The sequence below is a fragment of the Bacteroides hominis genome, from assembly GCF_033042785.2.
GTDB lineage: Bacteria > Bacteroidota > Bacteroidia > Bacteroidales > Bacteroidaceae > Bacteroides > Bacteroides hominis.
In genome coordinates, this window is record NZ_CP178829.1 from 3604607 (window position 1) to 3622188 (window position 17582).

General features: G+C 38.0%; 15 protein-coding genes. 8 read left to right on the forward strand and 7 right to left on the reverse strand.

Going from position 1 to position 17582, the window contains the following annotated elements; all coding sequences use genetic code 11:
* Positions 1-786, reverse strand: coding sequence for a cytochrome c biogenesis protein CcsA (gene ccsA / locus R3O62_RS15040; protein WP_005806056.1), 786 nt, complete (start codon positions 784-786; stop codon positions 1-3).
* On the reverse strand, positions 783-1658 hold the full coding sequence (locus tag R3O62_RS15045) for a cytochrome c biogenesis protein ResB (protein ID WP_317472553.1): 876 nt from the start codon (positions 1656-1658) through the stop codon (positions 783-785). The genes ccsA and R3O62_RS15045 overlap by 4 nt, the downstream gene beginning before the upstream one ends.
* A 262-nt stretch (positions 1659-1920) precedes the next feature.
* Between R3O62_RS15045 and R3O62_RS15050 the strand changes: the two genes are divergently transcribed.
* Entirely contained in the window at positions 1921-3186 is a 1266-nt protein-coding gene (locus tag R3O62_RS15050; RefSeq protein WP_005806060.1) for a S41 family peptidase, read from the forward strand.
* A gap of 66 nt (positions 3187-3252) precedes the next feature.
* Here the strand turns inward: R3O62_RS15050 and R3O62_RS15055 are convergent, their stop codons facing one another.
* Positions 3253-4302 (reverse strand): DUF2776 domain-containing protein, encoded by a 1050-nt coding sequence (locus R3O62_RS15055; protein WP_005806062.1) that lies wholly within the window; start codon positions 4300-4302, stop codon positions 3253-3255.
* Between the two features lie 225 nt (positions 4303-4527).
* Here R3O62_RS15055 and ileS point away from each other — a divergent pair, with 225 nt between their 5' ends.
* The 5 genes from ileS to R3O62_RS15080 all read left to right on the forward strand — a co-directional run bounded on the left by ileS (position 4528) and on the right by R3O62_RS15080 (position 10513).
* Complete coding sequence (ileS, locus tag R3O62_RS15060; protein WP_005777733.1) at positions 4528-7953, forward strand: isoleucine--tRNA ligase; 3426 nt, start codon at positions 4528-4530, stop codon at positions 7951-7953.
* A 34-nt stretch (positions 7954-7987) separates the two neighbouring features.
* Positions 7988-8368, forward strand: a complete 381-nt coding sequence (locus R3O62_RS15065) for a TraR/DksA family transcriptional regulator (RefSeq protein WP_005777736.1) — start codon at positions 7988-7990, stop codon at positions 8366-8368.
* Positions 8369-8482: 114 nt separating this feature from the next.
* On the forward strand, positions 8483-9115 hold the full coding sequence (locus R3O62_RS15070; RefSeq protein ID WP_005777738.1) for a lipoprotein signal peptidase: 633 nt from the start codon (positions 8483-8485) through the stop codon (positions 9113-9115).
* Between the two features lie 10 nt (positions 9116-9125).
* Positions 9126-10172 (forward strand): DUF4296 domain-containing protein, encoded by a 1047-nt coding sequence (locus R3O62_RS15075; RefSeq protein WP_317471681.1) that lies wholly within the window; start codon positions 9126-9128, stop codon positions 10170-10172.
* An 8-nt stretch (positions 10173-10180) separates the two neighbouring features.
* Positions 10181-10513, forward strand: a complete 333-nt coding sequence (locus R3O62_RS15080; protein WP_032530015.1) for a hypothetical protein — start codon at positions 10181-10183, stop codon at positions 10511-10513.
* Here the strand turns inward: R3O62_RS15080 and R3O62_RS15085 are convergent.
* Entirely contained in the window at positions 10467-11228 is a 762-nt protein-coding gene (locus R3O62_RS15085) for a TrmH family RNA methyltransferase (RefSeq protein ID WP_032530014.1), read from the reverse strand. The genes R3O62_RS15080 and R3O62_RS15085 overlap by 47 nt on opposite strands.
* A gap of 340 nt (positions 11229-11568) precedes the next feature.
* Between R3O62_RS15085 and R3O62_RS15090 the strand changes: the two genes are divergently transcribed.
* Together R3O62_RS15090 and R3O62_RS15095 are read left to right on the forward strand one after the other, a co-directional pair.
* Positions 11569-12057 carry an energy transducer TonB gene (locus R3O62_RS15090; RefSeq protein WP_234076987.1) on the forward strand — a complete coding sequence of 163 codons (489 nt, stop codon included), beginning with the start codon at positions 11569-11571 and terminating at the stop codon, positions 12055-12057.
* A 120-nt stretch (positions 12058-12177) separates the two neighbouring features.
* The gene (locus R3O62_RS15095) at positions 12178-14490 is read left to right on the forward strand and encodes a BamA/TamA family outer membrane protein (protein WP_005777747.1); all 2313 of its coding nucleotides are present in this window, start codon (positions 12178-12180) and stop codon (positions 14488-14490) included.
* Positions 14491-14572: 82 nt separating this feature from the next.
* Here R3O62_RS15095 and R3O62_RS15100 read toward each other — a convergent pair whose 3' ends face one another.
* The 3 genes from R3O62_RS15100 to R3O62_RS15110 all read right to left on the reverse strand — a co-directional run bounded on the left by R3O62_RS15100 (position 14573) and on the right by R3O62_RS15110 (position 16784).
* Entirely contained in the window at positions 14573-15127 is a 555-nt protein-coding gene (locus R3O62_RS15100; protein WP_005806068.1) for a DUF3332 domain-containing protein, read from the reverse strand.
* 122 nt (positions 15128-15249) lie between these two features.
* Complete coding sequence (locus R3O62_RS15105) at positions 15250-15687, reverse strand: DoxX family protein (RefSeq protein WP_005806070.1); 438 nt, start codon at positions 15685-15687, stop codon at positions 15250-15252.
* Between the two features lie 569 nt (positions 15688-16256).
* Complete coding sequence (locus R3O62_RS15110) at positions 16257-16784, reverse strand: hypothetical protein (RefSeq protein WP_005806074.1); 528 nt, start codon at positions 16782-16784, stop codon at positions 16257-16259.
* Positions 16785-17582 lie beyond the last annotated feature (798 nt).

Below are 17582 nucleotides of genomic sequence, written 5' to 3' on the forward strand. Positions count from 1 at the left end.
TTAATTATTACGATTATATAAATGTACACTTTGTTGAGCCGAAGGCAAATAATTTACTCCATACCAACACATCTGCAAAGCCAAAAAGGAGAAAATAAGTATGACATACAGCATCTTTTTACGAAACCTGCCCCGTAAGCGCAGGTGCATATATAATAGGTATCCCATCCAGGTAACCACTGCCCAGGTCTCTTTGGGATCCCAACTCCAATAATTTCCCCAGGCCTCCTTTGCCCATAAAGATCCAAGAAGCATGCCGATCGATAAAAAAGCCACACCAGAATAGACCAGATTATCTGCTGTCACCAAATATTCTTCTTTGTGGTGTACAAGCCCGCAAATAGCAATAATGAAAGCACATCCCAATACAGAGTAGGAGAACATATAAACTGTGACATGGGGAATAAACCAGACACTTTGCAAAGCCGGCATAAGTGATTGGTCATGTATCTCGGGCTTCAGCAAATTGATGATAACAAAAACAGTGGACAGCAGAGTAGAGAAAGAAAGTATCCATCGATATTTCCAGCGAATATACGTCAACAGCCCGGCAATCCCCATAAAAAAGGAATACCACAAACGGGTTTCACCCATAGTGCGAAGAGGAGGGCGTTGCAGAGATATCCATAGCCCGGCAATGAATATCCCCAGACAAGTAATTCCTGCTACAGTCAGTACAACAGCTATTTTACTTTGTCCCGATGAACGAAGTGCCGATATGGCACCCGTAAGCCAAAGGCAGATGGAGACGGTTGCAAACAGATAGAAGTTATCCCAGGTTATCATGATTTAGCTTTTTTAGGACCATTAATAAATAGCAGAACAGCTCCTGCTAACATCATTAAAATACCAGTCACCATTACATATTTCCAGGGTTGACGTACAATCTGAAGAATGCAATATTGGGTATTTCCCACATTACGTGTATCATATCCGGTCAGATAAATATCTTCTCCCAAACGGTAACTGTGAGGATGATTTACTTCAAGCGTAGTTCTATGCTCTCCAATACGTACATCTGCCGCAAAACGCGAAGGCATCCCGTTCGGATAATACTCTGTATTGAAAGAGTAGAGTTCCAATTCATAATCCAGATAATAGACTTTCCCATCCATATTATAGGCTTCGCGTCCCGGTTGTCCGGCATAAAGCGGAATCCGTAATGTCTGCACATCGCTGCTACCGAAGAATCCGGCAAATAAAGCGAGCCATAATCCCAAATGGTTCAGGAGAAAACGCTTCTTCGTCGGTACACGATGATAGAAAGTATGGATAACCACCATTGCCAGATTACTCAATAAAAGAAAAAGAATGGCAATGAATATCCAGGAAGTCATAAAGTTATAGCATCCCAATGAGGCTGGGACTCCTGATATGGATGCAGCTTCTGCTTCCGATAATTGGGGAAACAACCCGATAACCAAGCTGCCACCTACTAATAATAAGATTGATAAAATACTTGTCCGGGAAGACAGCAGAAAACGGGTTAACGGCAACTTATTCCCTTCTTTATAGAGACGCCATAATAAATAGACCCATATAACTGCTACAATCACATTCAGAGGGAATGCAAAAAAAGATAAGGGGAAATTGCCTGTCATAGTTTGCAATAATGCCGCTATTACAAAATATGCAGTTACTAATAGTTTTTTGTGCATAGTTGTGCCTTTATAGGGTGCAAAGTAAGTAAAAATATGCCAATAAACGTATAAAAGGCTATTAATTTGTATTAAATACAATTTTGAAGTAGATTTAAATTAAAAAGGAACATTGCTATTTATAATATTGGTTGGGGATGACCGGAATACAAAAGAAAATATAAATTAGTACTTAGAATAAAGTAGCTTTCCAGGAGATTATCTATATTAGCATTCACAAAATAGCTTAATCATTAAATGTCTAATCTTAAAACGGCAAAACATGAAAACTCCATCTTTAATTCTGATGATAATTATTTTATGTAATCTCAGCATCCCAATAAATGCTCAAGTACTAACCTCCCGCCAGCAAAAAGAAGATTTTGACACCTTATATAGCTTATTATGTCAAGTACATCCGGATTTATTTATGTATCAAACGCAAAAAGAATTCGAAGAAAAGCATGATTCAATATATCGCTTGTTGAATAAAGAACGAAACGTTTCCGATTTCTACTTTATAGTCTCTCCATTTGTTGCATCTGTAAAAGATGGTCATACTAATTTCGCAATTCCTGCTACTCCAGACAGAATAGACTATTTGAATCATGGAGGACTGACTCTGCCTTTACGCTTAAAAATAGTAGACGATAAGATAGTAGTTGATTTCCCCTTAATATCCTGTTCGATGCAGGAAAATGATGAAATAACATGTATGAATAATATAAATAGTCAAACTATATTAAGCCAATTGTATCTTTTACTGGGAGCTGAAAAAGGAAACGCTATTAAGGAAAATCAATTGACCCTTTATCTTTCTACTTTGCTATGGTATAAATATAATTGGGGTGACAAATATGATTTTACAATTAAAAGGGGAAATAAGATCTGGAAAGAATCATTGAATGGCATCGGACAAATAGATGCCCTCCCTGTTTTAAAAGCAAAACTTGGAAAAAGCCTGCCGCAATTTAGTTATACTCTAAGCCCCGATAAACAGACTGCTACTCTGCAAATAATGAACTTATATCAATTACCACAACTAAAACAATTTTGTGACTCTGTCTTTTCGGTGATTAACAGAGAGCATGTACCCAATTTGGTTATAGATATCAGGAATAACAAAGGAGGGTCAAGTGCCGGAGTTGACATGCTTCTATCATACTTATCGCATGATGCTTATACATTATATACTAAAACTGATTTAAAAATCAGTTCATACTCAAAACTGTATAATAAGCAAAAACATCCGGAAACCTATGAAGAGATCAAAAATTTACCTGACGGATCTTTATTTGCTATTCAAGATTCTTCTGTAGCGGGAAACCGGAATAAAGCAGATATTTATAAAGGAACAGTTACAGTATTGGTAAATGAAACCACTTATTCCGGAGCGTCGACATTTGCATCTGCTATTAAAAAATCTCATGCAGGAAAAATTCTTGGTGAAACCGGCTGTCCAAATGTATATTTTGGCAATTATATGTCATTCACATTACCCAATTCCCGATTAGAATATTATGTCTCACTTAATAAATTCTATGAATAAATGAACTCTCTAAAAAGAAAGCGGAATTGTGAACTCCGCTTTCTTTTTAGTATTGTCCTATTGCATTTATTTTGAAGATGTTCCACTCTCAAGAATACTGACAATTGAAAAGAGGGTGAAGCAAATGGCCCCTAAACCGGCTAATACGCGTGCAGGGATAAAATAATCATCGCGTGTTGTACCTAATTCGAAGGCGAAAGAGGCCAGAAACAGGCAAGCTAATGCTGTCAATACCGGAATCAGAGGGATGCGGTTGGCCAAAGCAAATTCTCGTCCCCAGATTTTTGCCAGTAGAATTACTTTACTGGAAATACTGTAACAAACAAGGCCAAGCCCAATCATAATATATCCGATAACCCCATTTGTACTGCTTGAATCGGCAAAAATAACAAACAGCCCCCAAAGGAGGGAAATAGTTCCCATCAATAATACGAGTTTCGGCCATTGTTTACGCTCTTTATCCGTATATACATTTCTGATTTGACGGGCAATAGTAGCGACCAAAGCAATCAGACTTGTGCAAATACAAGCCAGACCTGCCATCACATGCCCTGCTACAAAATAAGCAGGATGTACATCGCTTTTGGCCAATAAAACAAAAGCCCATATCCAAGCAATCAACGATACAATAATAGCTATTGTTTTTAATACAAGTTCTTGACCTTTAGTAAACGCTCCTTTAGGAATACCATTACCAATCATTTTTGAGTTGGCAGGAATCAGTGAAAAACGGGTAGAAGATGTTGCAGCGGTTGCTACACAAGTAGTTATCAGTCCTACTCCGGCAACCACATGCCCAGCCACAAAGGAAGAGGCAGAGGCAGATCCGGTAAACATACAGATTCCACCAATAATAGTAACGGCAGCAGCGAGATAACCGATAATAGGCAGTGCGTACAAAGAACCGCGCCCATAAGTATGTATGATTTGCCGGATAATAGTAGCAGCCGTTGCAAACAATGCAATACAAATCATACCTAATGAAAAGACTACAGGACCTGCCACCAATCGGTTAGGATCATCTCCATATACACTGATAAACGCTCCGTAGCCGAAACAAAACAGAGCCATCGCCAAAGGAATTGCTCTGAACAATATACTAATACCGTAATTCATAACATATAGGGTTTTAAAATTTCCCTGATAAACAAGGCATATAGTTTTTTGTTTTGCTCCCCTTACTACTTTTTACACTCTTTTCACAAGGTGGCCCTTCCTGTCAGACTGAAATTAAAAAGGCTTTTCTTGTATGAAAACGAATGTTTTTGTACATTTGCACCCTTAAAATAGGGAGGGTATCCCGATCTTAAATTGTAAAATAGTAAAATTGTAAATATAGCCATGAGCAAGAAATTTGCCGAATATTCGCAGTTCGACCTCTCGCAGGTGAATAAGGACGTATTGAAAAAATGGGACGAAAACCAGGTTTTCGCCAAGAGTATGACAGAACGTGAAGGCTGTCCTTCGTTTGTTTTCTTCGAAGGGCCTCCATCAGCTAACGGTATGCCGGGTATTCACCATGTAATGGCTCGTTCTATAAAAGATATTTTCTGTCGTTACAAAACGATGAAAGGATATCAAGTGAAACGTAAGGCAGGTTGGGATACACACGGGCTCCCTGTAGAATTAGGTGTAGAAAAGTCTTTAGGGATCACCAAAGAGGATATTGGAAAAACAATTTCTGTAGCAGAATACAATGCTCATTGCCGTCAGGATGTAATGAAATTCACAAAAGAATGGGAAGACCTGACTCATCAAATGGGGTATTGGGTGGATATGAAGCACCCGTACATCACATACGACAACCGTTACATCGAAACACTGTGGTGGTTATTGAAACAATTGTATAAAAAAGGATTACTTTATAAAGGATATACTATCCAGCCATATTCTCCGGCAGCCGGGACTGGATTAAGTTCGCATGAGCTGAATCAGCCGGGATGCTATCGTGACGTGAAAGACACAACGGTAGTGGCACAATTTAAGATGAAGAACCCTAAACCCGAAATGGCAGAGTGGGGTACTCCTTATTTTATAGCATGGACTACTACTCCATGGACACTACCTTCGAATACAGCACTTTGTGTAGGTCCTAAAATTGACTACGTTGCAGTTCAATCGTATAACGCATATACAGGACAGCCAATCACGGTAGTATTGGCAAAGGCATTGTTGAATGCACATTTCAGCCCGAAAGCAGCCGAACTGAAACTGGAAGATTATAAACCAGGTGATAAGTTGGTTCCTTTCAAAGTAATTGCTGAATATAAAGGTACCGATTTGGTAGACATGGAATATGAACAATTAATTCCATGGGTAAATCCGGGAGAAGGTGCTTTCCGTGTAATACTGGGCGATTATGTAACAACAGAGGACGGTACGGGTATTGTACACATCGCTCCGACATTTGGTGCGGATGATGCTCAAGTGGCAAAAGCTGCCGGTGTGCCTCCATTACAGTTGGTTAATAAAAAAGGTGAACTTCGTCCGATGGTAGATCTGACCGGTAAATTCTATACTTTAGATGAGTTGGATGAAGATTTTGTAAAACAGCGCGTTAACGTAGATTTATACAAAGAGTATGCAGGTCGTTTCGTGAAGAATGCTTATGATCCGAATCTATCCGATCAGGATGAATCATTGGATGTAAGTATCTGTATGATGATGAAAGTTAATAATCAGGCTTTCAAAATAGAAAAGCATGTGCATAATTACCCGCACTGCTGGCGTACAGACAAACCGGTGCTTTATTATCCGCTGGATAGTTGGTTTATTCGTTCTACTGCGTGCAAAGAGCGCATGATAGAGTTAAATAAAACCATTAACTGGAAACCGGAATCTACCGGAACCGGACGTTTTGGCAAATGGCTGGAAAACCTGAATGATTGGAATCTGAGCCGTTCCCGTTACTGGGGTACTCCGTTGCCTATTTGGCGAACAGAAGACAACAGCGACGAGAAATGTATAGAGTCGGTTGAGGAGTTATATAATGAAATCGAAAAATCGGTTGCCTCAGGGTATATGCAATCGAACCCCTATAAAGATAAAGGTTTCATACCGGGTGAGTATAATGAAGAAAATTATAATAAGATAGATCTCCATCGCCCATATGTAGACGATATTATCCTTGTTTCAAAAGATGGTAAGCCTATGAAACGCGAAACAGACCTGATTGACGTATGGTTTGATTCGGGTGCGATGCCTTATGCACAGATCCATTATCCATTTGAAAATAAAGAGTTATTGGATAGCCATCAGGTATATCCGGCAGATTTCATTGCAGAAGGTGTGGACCAGACACGTGGATGGTTCTTCACTTTACATGCCATTGCAACCATGGTATTTGACAGTGTTTCATACAAAGCAGTCATTTCAAACGGATTGGTATTAGACAAGAATGGCAATAAAATGTCTAAACGTTTAGGAAATGCAGTTGATCCGTTCTCTACCATCGAGAAATATGGGTCCGATCCCTTGCGTTGGTATATGATTACCAATTCTTCTCCATGGGATAACCTGAAGTTTGATGTAGAAGGCATCGAAGAAGTTCGTCGTAAATTCTTTGGTACTTTATACAACACCTATTCTTTCTTTGCTTTGTATGCTAATGTAGACGGGTTTGAATACAAAGAGGCTGATGTTCCGATGAGCGATCGTCCGGAAATTGACCGATGGATTCTCTCTGTACTGAACACATTAATAAAGGAAGTAGATACCTGTTATAACGAATATGAACCGACTAAAGCAGGACGTTTAATTTCTGATTTCGTAAACGATAATCTGTCTAACTGGTACGTCCGCCTGAACCGTAAGCGTTTCTGGGGTGGTGGATTCACTCAGGATAAACTATCTGCATATCAGACTTTGTATACATGCCTGGAAACGGTAGCCAAATTAATGGCACCTATCGCTCCTTTCTATGCAGACCGTCTGTATGGCGACCTAATCAGTGCAACAGGACGCGATAATGTAGTTTCTGTCCATCTGGCGAAATTCCCGGAATACAATGAAAAAATGGTAGATAAGGAACTGGAAGCACAAATGCAGATGGCACAAGACGTTACTTCCATGGTGTTGGCATTGCGTCGTAAAGTGAATATTAAAGTTCGTCAGCCGTTGCAGTGTATCATGATTCCTATAGTGGATGAAGCACAAAAAGCCCATATCGAGGCTGTAAAAGCACTTATCATGAGTGAAGTCAACGTAAAGGAGATTAAATTCGTTGATGGTACAGCCGGCGTTCTGGTGAAAAAGGTTAAATGTGACTTCAAGAAACTGGGACCAAAATTCGGAAAGCAAATGAAAGCTGTAGCAGCAGCTGTAGCAGAAATGTCACAGGAAGCTATTGCCGAACTCGAGAAGAACGGCCGTTATACCCTTAATTTAGATGGGGCAGAAGCTGTTATAGAAACTGCAGATGTAGAGATCTTCAGCGAGGACATTCCGGGATGGTTGGTTGCCAATGAAGGGAAATTGACTGTTGCGCTGGAAGTTACTGTAACGGAAGAACTTCGCCGTGAAGGAATTGCACGTGAATTGGTAAACCGCATTCAAAATATCCGTAAATCAAGTGGTTTCGAGATTACAGACAAAATAAAAATAACATTATCTAAAAATCCGCAGACAGATGATGCGGTAAATGAATATAATGGTTATATTTGTAACCAAGTTTTGGGTACATCCCTTACTTTGGCAGACGAAGTAAAAGGCGGCACAGAATTAAATTTCGACGACTTCTCTTTGTTTGTGAATGTAGTGAAAGAATAATTCTAATACTAATAACCTATAAACAGTAAAAGTTATGGCAGAAAAGACAAGATATTCGGATGCGGAGTTAGAAGAATTCCGTGCCATCATTAATGAAAAACTGGAATTAGCACAACGTGACTATGAACAGTTAAAACTGAGCTTAATGGGGCTGGACGGAAATGACACAGATGACACGTCCCCCACATATAAAGTCTTGGAAGAAGGAGCAAATACATTGTCGAAAGAAGAGACTACACGTTTGGCTCAACGCCAACTGAAGTTTATTCAGGGTTTACAGGCTGCTCTTGTACGTATCGAGAATAAAACGTATGGTATTTGCCGTGAAACAGGAAAATTAATTCCGGCAGAACGTCTGCGTGCCGTGCCTCATGCTACACTGAGCATTGAAGCAAAGAACAGTGGAAAGAAATAAATAGTAGGCTACGAGCTACCTATTGCAAGAGACAAGTGTATACACGGCAATATCGTGTTTCTCTTTAGCTTGTAATTGGTAGCTCGTAACTTATATAACTGATAGCTTAACAAAATGAAGAAACTACTCACGAAAGGACAAATCGCTCTGCTCGTCATTTTTTCTGTGCTGATCATTGATCAAGTGATTAAAATCTGGATCAAGACTCATATGTATTGGCATGAGAGTATCCGTATTACAGATTGGTTTTATATTTATTTTACCGAAAATAATGGTATGGCGTTTGGAATGGAGATATTTGGAAAACTCTTTCTGACTACATTCCGAATCGTTGCAGTAGGCTTGATAGGGTGGTACTTATATAAAATAGTAAAAAGAGGATTAAAAACCGGATATATCATTTGTGTATCGTTAATCTTGACCGGTGCACTGGGTAACATTATTGACAGTGTTTTCTATGGAGTCTTTTTCAACGAAAGCACACATTCACAAATAGCCAGTTTTATGCCCGAAGGAGGTGGTTACTCCACTTGGTTCTATGGTAAAGTAGTTGATATGTTTTATTTCCCGATTATCGATACAAACTGGCCGGCATGGATGCCTTTTGTAGGTGGAGAGCATTTCATTTTCTTTAGTCCGATCTTCAATTTCGCAGATGCCGCCATTAGCTGCGGAATTATTGCCTTATTACTGTTCTATAGCAAATATCTGAATGATTCATACCATCATTCTGTGACCAAAAAGTAAAAAAGAGGTAATGAAAAAGTATTTCCGGTTTCAATTATGTTGTATCTGTCTTTTGGTACTGATAACATCTGCTTGTAAGGTGAAAAGACCTGATAGCGTTATATCAGAATCACAGATGGAAAATCTGCTATACGATTACCACATTGCCAAAGCGATGGGTGAGAACATGCCTGGTGGCGAGAATTACAAAAAAGCACTGTATGTAGAAGCTGTATTTAAGAAATATGGTACAACAGAAGAAGTTTTTGACTCGTCTATGGTATGGTATACACGCAACACAAAAATACTATCGGAAATCTATGAAAAGGTAAATAAAAGGCTGAAAGCCCAACAGGATGCCATCAACCACTTAATAGCATTGCGTGATAATAAGCCTAAGATGTCTGCTCCAGGCGACAGTATCGATGTCTGGGCATGGCAGAGGGTTGCCCAGTTAACGGGATCTCCATTGAATAATAAGTTCACGTTCACATTACCTTCTGATACAAATTTCAAGAAACGTGATGTATTGCTCTGGAAAATACAATATAACTTCCTGAATGGAATGCCGGACTCAACAATGGCTCCGGTAATGGCCATGCAGATTGTTTATAAGAACGACAGTGTGACCAATAGTTGCACGAAACATATATTTGAATCAGGAATTCAGGACATTCGTCTTCAATCAGATACGATGACTATCAAGGAAATAAAAGGATTCATTTTCTATCCGCAATCCCAAAAGTCAACAACACTTTTGGTTAGCGACATTTCGTTGACCCGTTATCATGTAAATGACTCATTAACACAAATGGGAAAAGACTCTTTAAATGCCGACTCAATAACAGAAAAAAACAAAGTAGATTCTATCCGGAAGAAAGCTCCCCAAGATACTATTCAAACGACGCCGGTACATCAACGGACTAATCCAAAGGATTTGAACCGCCCCAATAACGATGTCCGTCCCGTTAAACCGGAACAACGAGAGAAAGAGCAACAAATAGAAAAAGAAAAACAGCAATTAGAAAGACAGCAACGAACTAATCCAAGGAGACCATTGCGTCGTCAGAATAATTAGAAGATAAGATGAAACGTTTTGCTGCACATTATATATTTATTCCGGAAAGTGGATTTTTAAAACTGCATGCCATAGAAATGGAGGGAGAGTATGTCTATCGTATTTTTCCCTGTGGTGAAGAAATTGAATCTGTAGAATGGTTTCCCGGTGTCATTTTATTGATTCCGCAAGAAAGGATGGATATAAATAATACTTTATTCAACTTAACCAATACCGATGAACAAAGTATTACTATTCCGGAAATTACCTCATGCATGAAATGGCAGGCTTATTTGTTATTTCCATTTGACTTTGCTACAATGCGGCCTGTCGCCGAAACTCAGCGCAGACAATTGCGGTAGCAATGGCTACATTCAATGATTCTGAGGTCTCGCGTTCCTGAGGATAATTTGGAATGTATAACTTACGGTTTACCAGCTTTTCCACTTCGGCTCCAATACCATTTCCTTCATTCCCCATTACTATTATTCCATTCTTAGACAAAGGCTGCTCATACATATTCTTTCCATCCAGAAAGGTACCATATACCGGTACATTTCCCAGTACATGAATCAACTCTGGCAATGCGATATAATGTACTTTTACTCTGGCAATGCCTCCCATGGTAGCTTGTATGGCTTTAGGATTAAAAACATCAACAGTATTGGGCGAACAGAAAATGTGTTCAATGCCAAACCAGTCTGCAAGACGAATGATTGTCCCAAGATTACCGGGGTCTTGAATATCATCCAAAGCTAAACATAAAGAGTTACGAATAACTTCTGTATTGATCTCGTACTTCGGTTGTTCAAACAATGCCAGTACTTGTTGAGGGCTCTTCAACAAACTGGCACGAGATAAATCCTCAGGACCGACTTCAATTACCTCCACAGCCTTAACTGCAGAATGTTCTCTAAGCCATTCCGAAGTGGCCGCCAAAAACTTGCAAGGGAAATGTCCCAGTAAATCACCTACCAATTTGGGACCTTCTGCCAGAAAGATTCTTTCTTCTTTCCTATTTTTTTTTAATTCCAGCGATCGGATATATTTAACTCTATTTTTACTTAATGTTCCCATCTAACTCTAATTTTACGGCAAAGCTATAAAGATATTCCCAATTAACTATTATATTTCTAATCCTTTTTATGTCTTTATTTTCTTACCATTAACAAACTTTATATTGATAAATATAAACTATCTACTTAAATTTAGTAGATTTGTAATACATCATTATATTGATATCCAGAACGAAGAAGGTATGCCCAGACACATAAAATACAATAAAGAAAGAAGAACAGTATCTTCTCTTAAAAAATAAATAAGCTCTGATTGGCTGCAGCAAATCCAGATATTAATCCTAATGTATAACCTTTAAAAACGAATTAAAATGTTGAACGAAAAAAGAACTCAAAAAATTATGAAGAGCAAATTTCTGATATTTCTGCCGGTAGTAGCCATGTTGCTATTGTTTAGCAATTGCGGGAGTAAAACAAGTAACGAGCAGGCTGTTACCGAAGTGAAAGACTCTGTAAGTGCCACACAATCCCTTAAAGAAGAAGTTGTACCGGACTCTGTAGCTATACTAAAAGACGTAGTGTATGATGTCGTTGATAGTGCTCCTACATTTCCGGATGGAATGAAGGCATGCTTACAGTTTATTGCAAAGAGCATCAAATATCCGGCCCAAGCCATTGAAAACAAGGAAGAAGGTCAGGTAGTAGTTCAGTTTGTTGTTTCTAAGAATGGTAAACTGCTTAACCCGATTGTTGTAAAAAGCGTATCTCCGCTACTTGATGCGGAAGCTATCAGAGTGGTAAACTCAATGCCTGATTGGATTCCTGGAAAGCACAAAGGCGAAAATGTAAACTCACGATTTACACTTCCGGTCAGGTTTAGGCTTAAATGATGTAATCATCTATAAAAATGCCGGAAAAGTAGAAATGCTCTTCCGGCATTTTTATTTCCCCAAACAAAAAATATGGTTTATATTTGTAACCTATTTGGCGTAATCTATTAAAAACCGTATATGAAGAAAGGAGTTCTTTACACGATTCTTCTTTATTTTGTTTTGTCACTGGCTTCGTGTTCTGCCACTAAGTTTGTGCCGGAGGGTTCTTATTTGTTGGATGAAGTAAAAATACATACTGATAATAAAGACATAAAACCGTCGGACATGCGACTTTATGTGCGACAGAATCCTAACTCGAAATGGTTCAGTGCAGTCAAGACTCAACTGTATGTGTATAATTGGTCCGGAAGGGATTCTACGAAATGGCTCAATAAATTCTTGCGCAAGATAGGAGATGCTCCGGTTATCTATAATGAAGCCGATGCTATCCGTTCGCAAGAAGAAATTGCAAAAGCAGTGCAGAATCTCGGCTATATGGGAGCTACCGTAAAAAGAACCATAAAAACTAAAAAGAAAAAGCTAAAACTGTTTTATGAAATCAATTCAGGCAAACCTTATACTGTACGCACACTGAAGTATGATATTTCTGATAAGAAAATAGCCGAATATCTTCAAAATGATTCTACCAAATCAACGTTGAAAGAAGGAATGCTTTTCGATGTAAACACACTTGATGCGGAACGGCAACGTATTACAGACTACTTATTGTGTAACGGTTATTATAAATTTAATAAGGATTATATTACTTATACGGCAGATACTGCCCGCAATACTTATCAAGTAGATTTGACTTTACATCTGTTGCCCTATAAAGCTTATGTTGGTGATGTTCCTAAAGAACATCCTCAGTACAAGATCAACAAAATCAATTTTATTACTGATTATGATGTCTTGCAATCATCAGCTCTGAGCAGCATTGAAATTAATGACTCTTTGCATTATAACGGATTCCCGATCTATTATAAAGACCAACTGTATTTACGTCCTAAAGTGCTCGTAGATAACTTAAGATTCACCTCCGGAGATTTATATGATGAACGTAACGTACAAAAGACCTATACTTATTTTGGGAGGCTTTCAGCTCTCAAGTATACTAACATTCGTTTTTTTGAGACACAAAATGACGATAGTACCAGACTGAATTGCTATGTAATGCTAACCAAAAGCAAGCATAAATCCATTTCTTTTGAGTTGGAAGGTACTAATTCGGCAGGTGATTTGGGAGCTGCCGCGTCCGTTTCTTTTCAACATAGAAATTTATTTCGCGGCTCAGAAACTTTCATGGTAAAATTCCGAGGAGCTTATGAGGCCATATCCGGATTACAGCCGGGATATAAAAACCATAATTATACTGAATACGGAGTTGAAACAAGCATCAATTTCCCCAGTTTCTTATTTCCCTTTCTTACTTCTGACTTTAAACGGCGGATAAGAGCAACGACAGAGTTCGGACTACAATACAATTATCAATTACGCCCCGAGTTCTCCCGCACCATTGCTTCGGCTTCATGGAGCTACAAATGGATGCAAAAACAAAAGATTCAGCACCGCATCGATTTATTGGATATCAGTTACCTCTACCTTCCCTGGATTTCTCCTCAATTCCAGGAAGACTATATTGATAAGGACAAAGACAACTACATCCTCAGATATAATTATGAAAATCGTCTTATTGTACGTATGGGATATACTTATAACTATAATAGTGCAGGAGGAACCCTTGTCAATAATACGATAACTTCCAATTCTTATTCCATACGGGCAGGCTTCGAATCTGCAGGCAACATTCTTTACGGAGTCTCTAAAATGATTAATATGAGAAAGAATAAAGATGGGGAATATGCTATTTTAGGGATACCTTATGCACAATATTTGAAAGGTGACTTTGATTTTGCCAAGAATATTATAATCGATCATCGCAATTCCCTTGCGTTTCATGCGGGGATAGGAGTTGCCGTACCTTATGGAAATGCAAAGGTAGTTCCTTTTGAGAAACGTTATTTCTCAGGAGGAGCCAACAGCGTAAGAGGATGGTCTGTACGTAATTTAGGACCGGGCTCTTTTGCCGGCGATGGAAATTTCATGAATCAGTCCGGAGATATCAAATTGGATGCAAGCATCGAATACCGGACCCGTCTGTTTTGGAAGTTCCGCGGAGCGGCATTTATCGATGCAGGTAACATATGGACTATCCGTGAATATGAAAACCAGCCGGGAGGAGCTTTTGAATTCGACAAGTTCTATAAGCAAATCGCAGTGGCTTATGGATTAGGGCTCAGACTGGACCTTGACTTTTTTGTACTTCGTTTTGACGGAGGTATGAAAGCTGTAAATCCTAAATATGAGAAAACAAAAGAACGTTATCCTATTATTCATCCTAAATTTAGCCGTGATTTCGCATTTCATTTTGCTGTAGGCTATCCATTCTGATTCTATTAAGGATAGAGATAAAAAAAAGATGAAACTGACTCTCAGAGCGGTTTCATCTTTATATTTATAGTTATTTCGATAATCAGCGTGCTGCAAAAAGCAGTCCGCCCATTGTAGCCTGACGTGCAGCCATCATACCTTGTGCATCAAGAGTTACGTTCATCTTTTCTCCATTCGGTAAATTCATTTCAGCAGTACCGTCATTGTTCATTTTCAACAATTCCGTGCTGACTCCGTCAGCAACAACATTCCAAGTGTTTGCTTCTTTGTTATAAATCAACTCCATAGCTGAATCTTCACCTTCTTTAGTGATGGAATAACCATTCTCAAGGGTCTTTACCAGATAATCTCCGTTCTCACCCTTTACTTTCTTCACATCACCTACATTAGCCATAGGATTGGTGCCACTCCAGAATTCGATTGAGTTAATTACCAATGCATCTGCCAGATAAGCGACACCATATACCGGAACGATATTTAAAGCAAGGAAAACAAGTTCATTTACAAATTTTGTACCAATGGACTGATTCCATGACGAAATGCGATTGAACAATCCGAATGATCCTACACATGAACTAAACAGGATAGTACCACTGAGAAAAATGGCAGCAACCAAAGTTAATCTGTTCTTTTTCATACTAATTTTTTTATTTGTTATTAGGTTAATATTATGGATCATTTATATAAAAACGATCCTGTTATAATCTGCAAATATACTCTTTTTTAGCTAAAGAGAACAAATTTAGGTTACTTTTCTGCTTACATTTTCCTTTTGTTTCGGAGTTGCCGGCCTATCATATAATCGACAGAATATTTCCCCGGTCCGCTTATATACATCAAAATAAAAACAATCAAATATACTAATGCCAATTCTTTCATTGCAAATGCATCATTTGCATGAATAACAAAGAATGCAATACCCATAGTAAAGATCATTGGAATCATGGCCAACCTGTAAAGAAAACCTATAATAAAGGCCATCGAACATACTAACTCTGCAAAAATGGCCAACCCCAAGGAGAGGGGAGAACCTAATCCCAACGGATCAGGAAAGGATGTGGAAAGTTCCTGAAAATTACTCCATTTTTGTATGCCATGATTCATTAACAATAATCCAAACGAGATTCTTAGAATCAGCAGGAATGCGGATGCTCCCATACTGTCTGGTTTAAGAGGAAATAAAAATTTGTAAATCATAAGTTTATATTTTTAGATTTTATAATATAAACAACTATCCGTTTTGTATTGTTTACTTGATACAGATCAAATAATAGCCAGATCCCCCCAAAAAGCAATATCAAAATACAACTCATGAATTATCATTTTTGTTATATCGGCGAATGACAACTAAAATGAAAGGAATGTGATCATGAAAAAAATAGGGAAGTTTCTGAGAAGCTGTCTGGAGGAGATTGGCAGAAATACTCTTAAAGAATATGGCTACTCTGATGACAAATAAATCTCTTACTGATGTTATTATTGGAGAAATGTATCGTATTCTCAGGAACAATGCATTTATTTTCATCCGAATATGCAAAAAAAATGTAATACGAACATCTTTTCAAAATCCAACCTGTTATATAGTCAATAAAATAAAGGGATTATGGAATATATAATTATTTATATAGCTTTTTTGCTTATCACGTGGGCATTTATAATGAAAAGTATACATGATGCACCGGAAATGGAGGATACAGAGAGTAATCCTCTATAGAAATAAAGGAGGATTGATACTCTGAATAGTATAAAATCCTCCTTTATTATTCTTATTTATTATTATTTTCCGAAGAAGGAGCAATGTAATCTTCTTTAATGAATTCGTCATACACCTTTTTCGGATGATCAAACGGAGCTACTCCAGTGCGATTTTCATTAAAATTCTCACGTCTGAATTTCTTCAGTTTAAGATTATCCTCAGCATATTCCCGGAGTTTTTTCTTTTCATGCCCATACAATGAACTATCCAAAACTTCCGAATCCAATAAACTCTCTTTAGGAGTTATAGACGGCAATAAGTTTTGTTCTAATAACCCACGATAAGCACCGTTGTATTCACACCACACACAATCTCCCAATATAAACAGCCGATAAGTGTATCTGGACCATGCTGTTTTAATAGTAACCTCACGAGAGTAGATCTCCACAGTTGCCTCCGAATCGAATGCACGATCACGGATTACGACTAATTTCCTACCTGAAATATCTTCCTTAATAAGGGTCGTCCATCTTTCGGAATTTAGAATTTCCCCGATTATTTCAGGTAACTTTTCCTTAATTTCAAATTGTATTCTCATATCATTCGCCTGTGGGCCAGGACTTATTAATTGCCCCCAATTATAATCTATTTCCTAAAGATAGTAAGTTTCAAGGTTAAAAACAAAATAAAATCCATTTTTTTCCAGTCTTTTTGCTATAATTATCTATCTATTTACTATCAAATACATAAAAACGGAGTAATCGGAAATTTTTGTTGGCATTCATCTTTATGTAAAAAGGGACAGTCCGATTGCAGCCCATAAAAATGATTAAAGTACACCTAAGGAAATATAATCAGAACTTAACCACAGGAGCGATATACATTTCTTTTTATTGGTTGTAAAGACCCAATTATAAAATAACAAATCACTTTACTCTAAAGTGCTGAAACATAGAAAATAAACTTTTCAGACCGATAGTTAAAGTCCATCTTACAGGCTAAGATCTACATCTTAGCTCGCAAGATACACATCTTGGCCCGCAAGATCTGTATCTTAGCTGCCAAGATGAACTTGAATTATAGGGAGTAACCATTTTCACAAGGATCAAAAGATACTCTTCCACCTGAATCTTTAGGTTTCATTATTGATGGACTATCCTTACTTATCAGGAAAAACATCAATACGAAGAAGGTTGTGCGACAAAGGCATCGCTAAGATGCAGAAATATAAAGAGAGGAGCACCAACAAAAATTTCCGATTAATTCAATATCTTGTTGAAGAACAGAAGCAAAATAAAAATAAACACATAAAAAATCCACTACATTTTTATATGCAGTGGATTTATAACGAATTGTACACCCTCAGGGAGTAGAACTGATATTTAAACTAATAATA

Coding starts and splice junctions, on each gene's coding strand:
- R3O62_RS15055 (WP_005806062.1), bottom strand. CDS start 4,302: ATGAATTACGGTATTAGTATATTGTTCAGAGCAATTCCTTTGGCGATG.
- R3O62_RS15085 (WP_032530014.1), bottom strand. CDS start 11,228: ATGGGAACATTAAGTAAAAATAGAGTTAAATATATCCGATCGCTGGAA.
- R3O62_RS15110 (WP_005806074.1), bottom strand. CDS start 16,784: ATGAGAATACAATTTGAAATTAAGGAAAAGTTACCTGAAATAATCGGG.
- R3O62_RS15070 (WP_005777738.1), top strand. CDS start 8,483: ATGAAGAAACTACTCACGAAAGGACAAATCGCTCTGCTCGTCATTTTT.
- R3O62_RS15100 (WP_005806068.1), bottom strand. CDS start 15,127: ATGAAAAAGAACAGATTAACTTTGGTTGCTGCCATTTTTCTCAGTGGT.
- R3O62_RS15045 (WP_317472553.1), bottom strand. CDS start 1,658: ATGCACAAAAAACTATTAGTAACTGCATATTTTGTAATAGCGGCATTA.
- ileS (WP_005777733.1), top strand. CDS start 4,528: ATGAGCAAGAAATTTGCCGAATATTCGCAGTTCGACCTCTCGCAGGTG.
- R3O62_RS15050 (WP_005806060.1), top strand. CDS start 1,921: ATGAAAACTCCATCTTTAATTCTGATGATAATTATTTTATGTAATCTC.
- R3O62_RS15090 (WP_234076987.1), top strand. CDS start 11,569: ATGAAGAGCAAATTTCTGATATTTCTGCCGGTAGTAGCCATGTTGCTA.
- R3O62_RS15080 (WP_032530015.1), top strand. CDS start 10,181: ATGAAACGTTTTGCTGCACATTATATATTTATTCCGGAAAGTGGATTT.
- R3O62_RS15105 (WP_005806070.1), bottom strand. CDS start 15,687: ATGATTTACAAATTTTTATTTCCTCTTAAACCAGACAGTATGGGAGCA.
- R3O62_RS15065 (WP_005777736.1), top strand. CDS start 7,988: ATGGCAGAAAAGACAAGATATTCGGATGCGGAGTTAGAAGAATTCCGT.
- ccsA (WP_005806056.1), bottom strand. CDS start 786: ATGATAACCTGGGATAACTTCTATCTGTTTGCAACCGTCTCCATCTGC.
- R3O62_RS15075 (WP_317471681.1), top strand. CDS start 9,126: ATGAAAAAGTATTTCCGGTTTCAATTATGTTGTATCTGTCTTTTGGTA.
- R3O62_RS15095 (WP_005777747.1), top strand. CDS start 12,178: ATGAAGAAAGGAGTTCTTTACACGATTCTTCTTTATTTTGTTTTGTCA.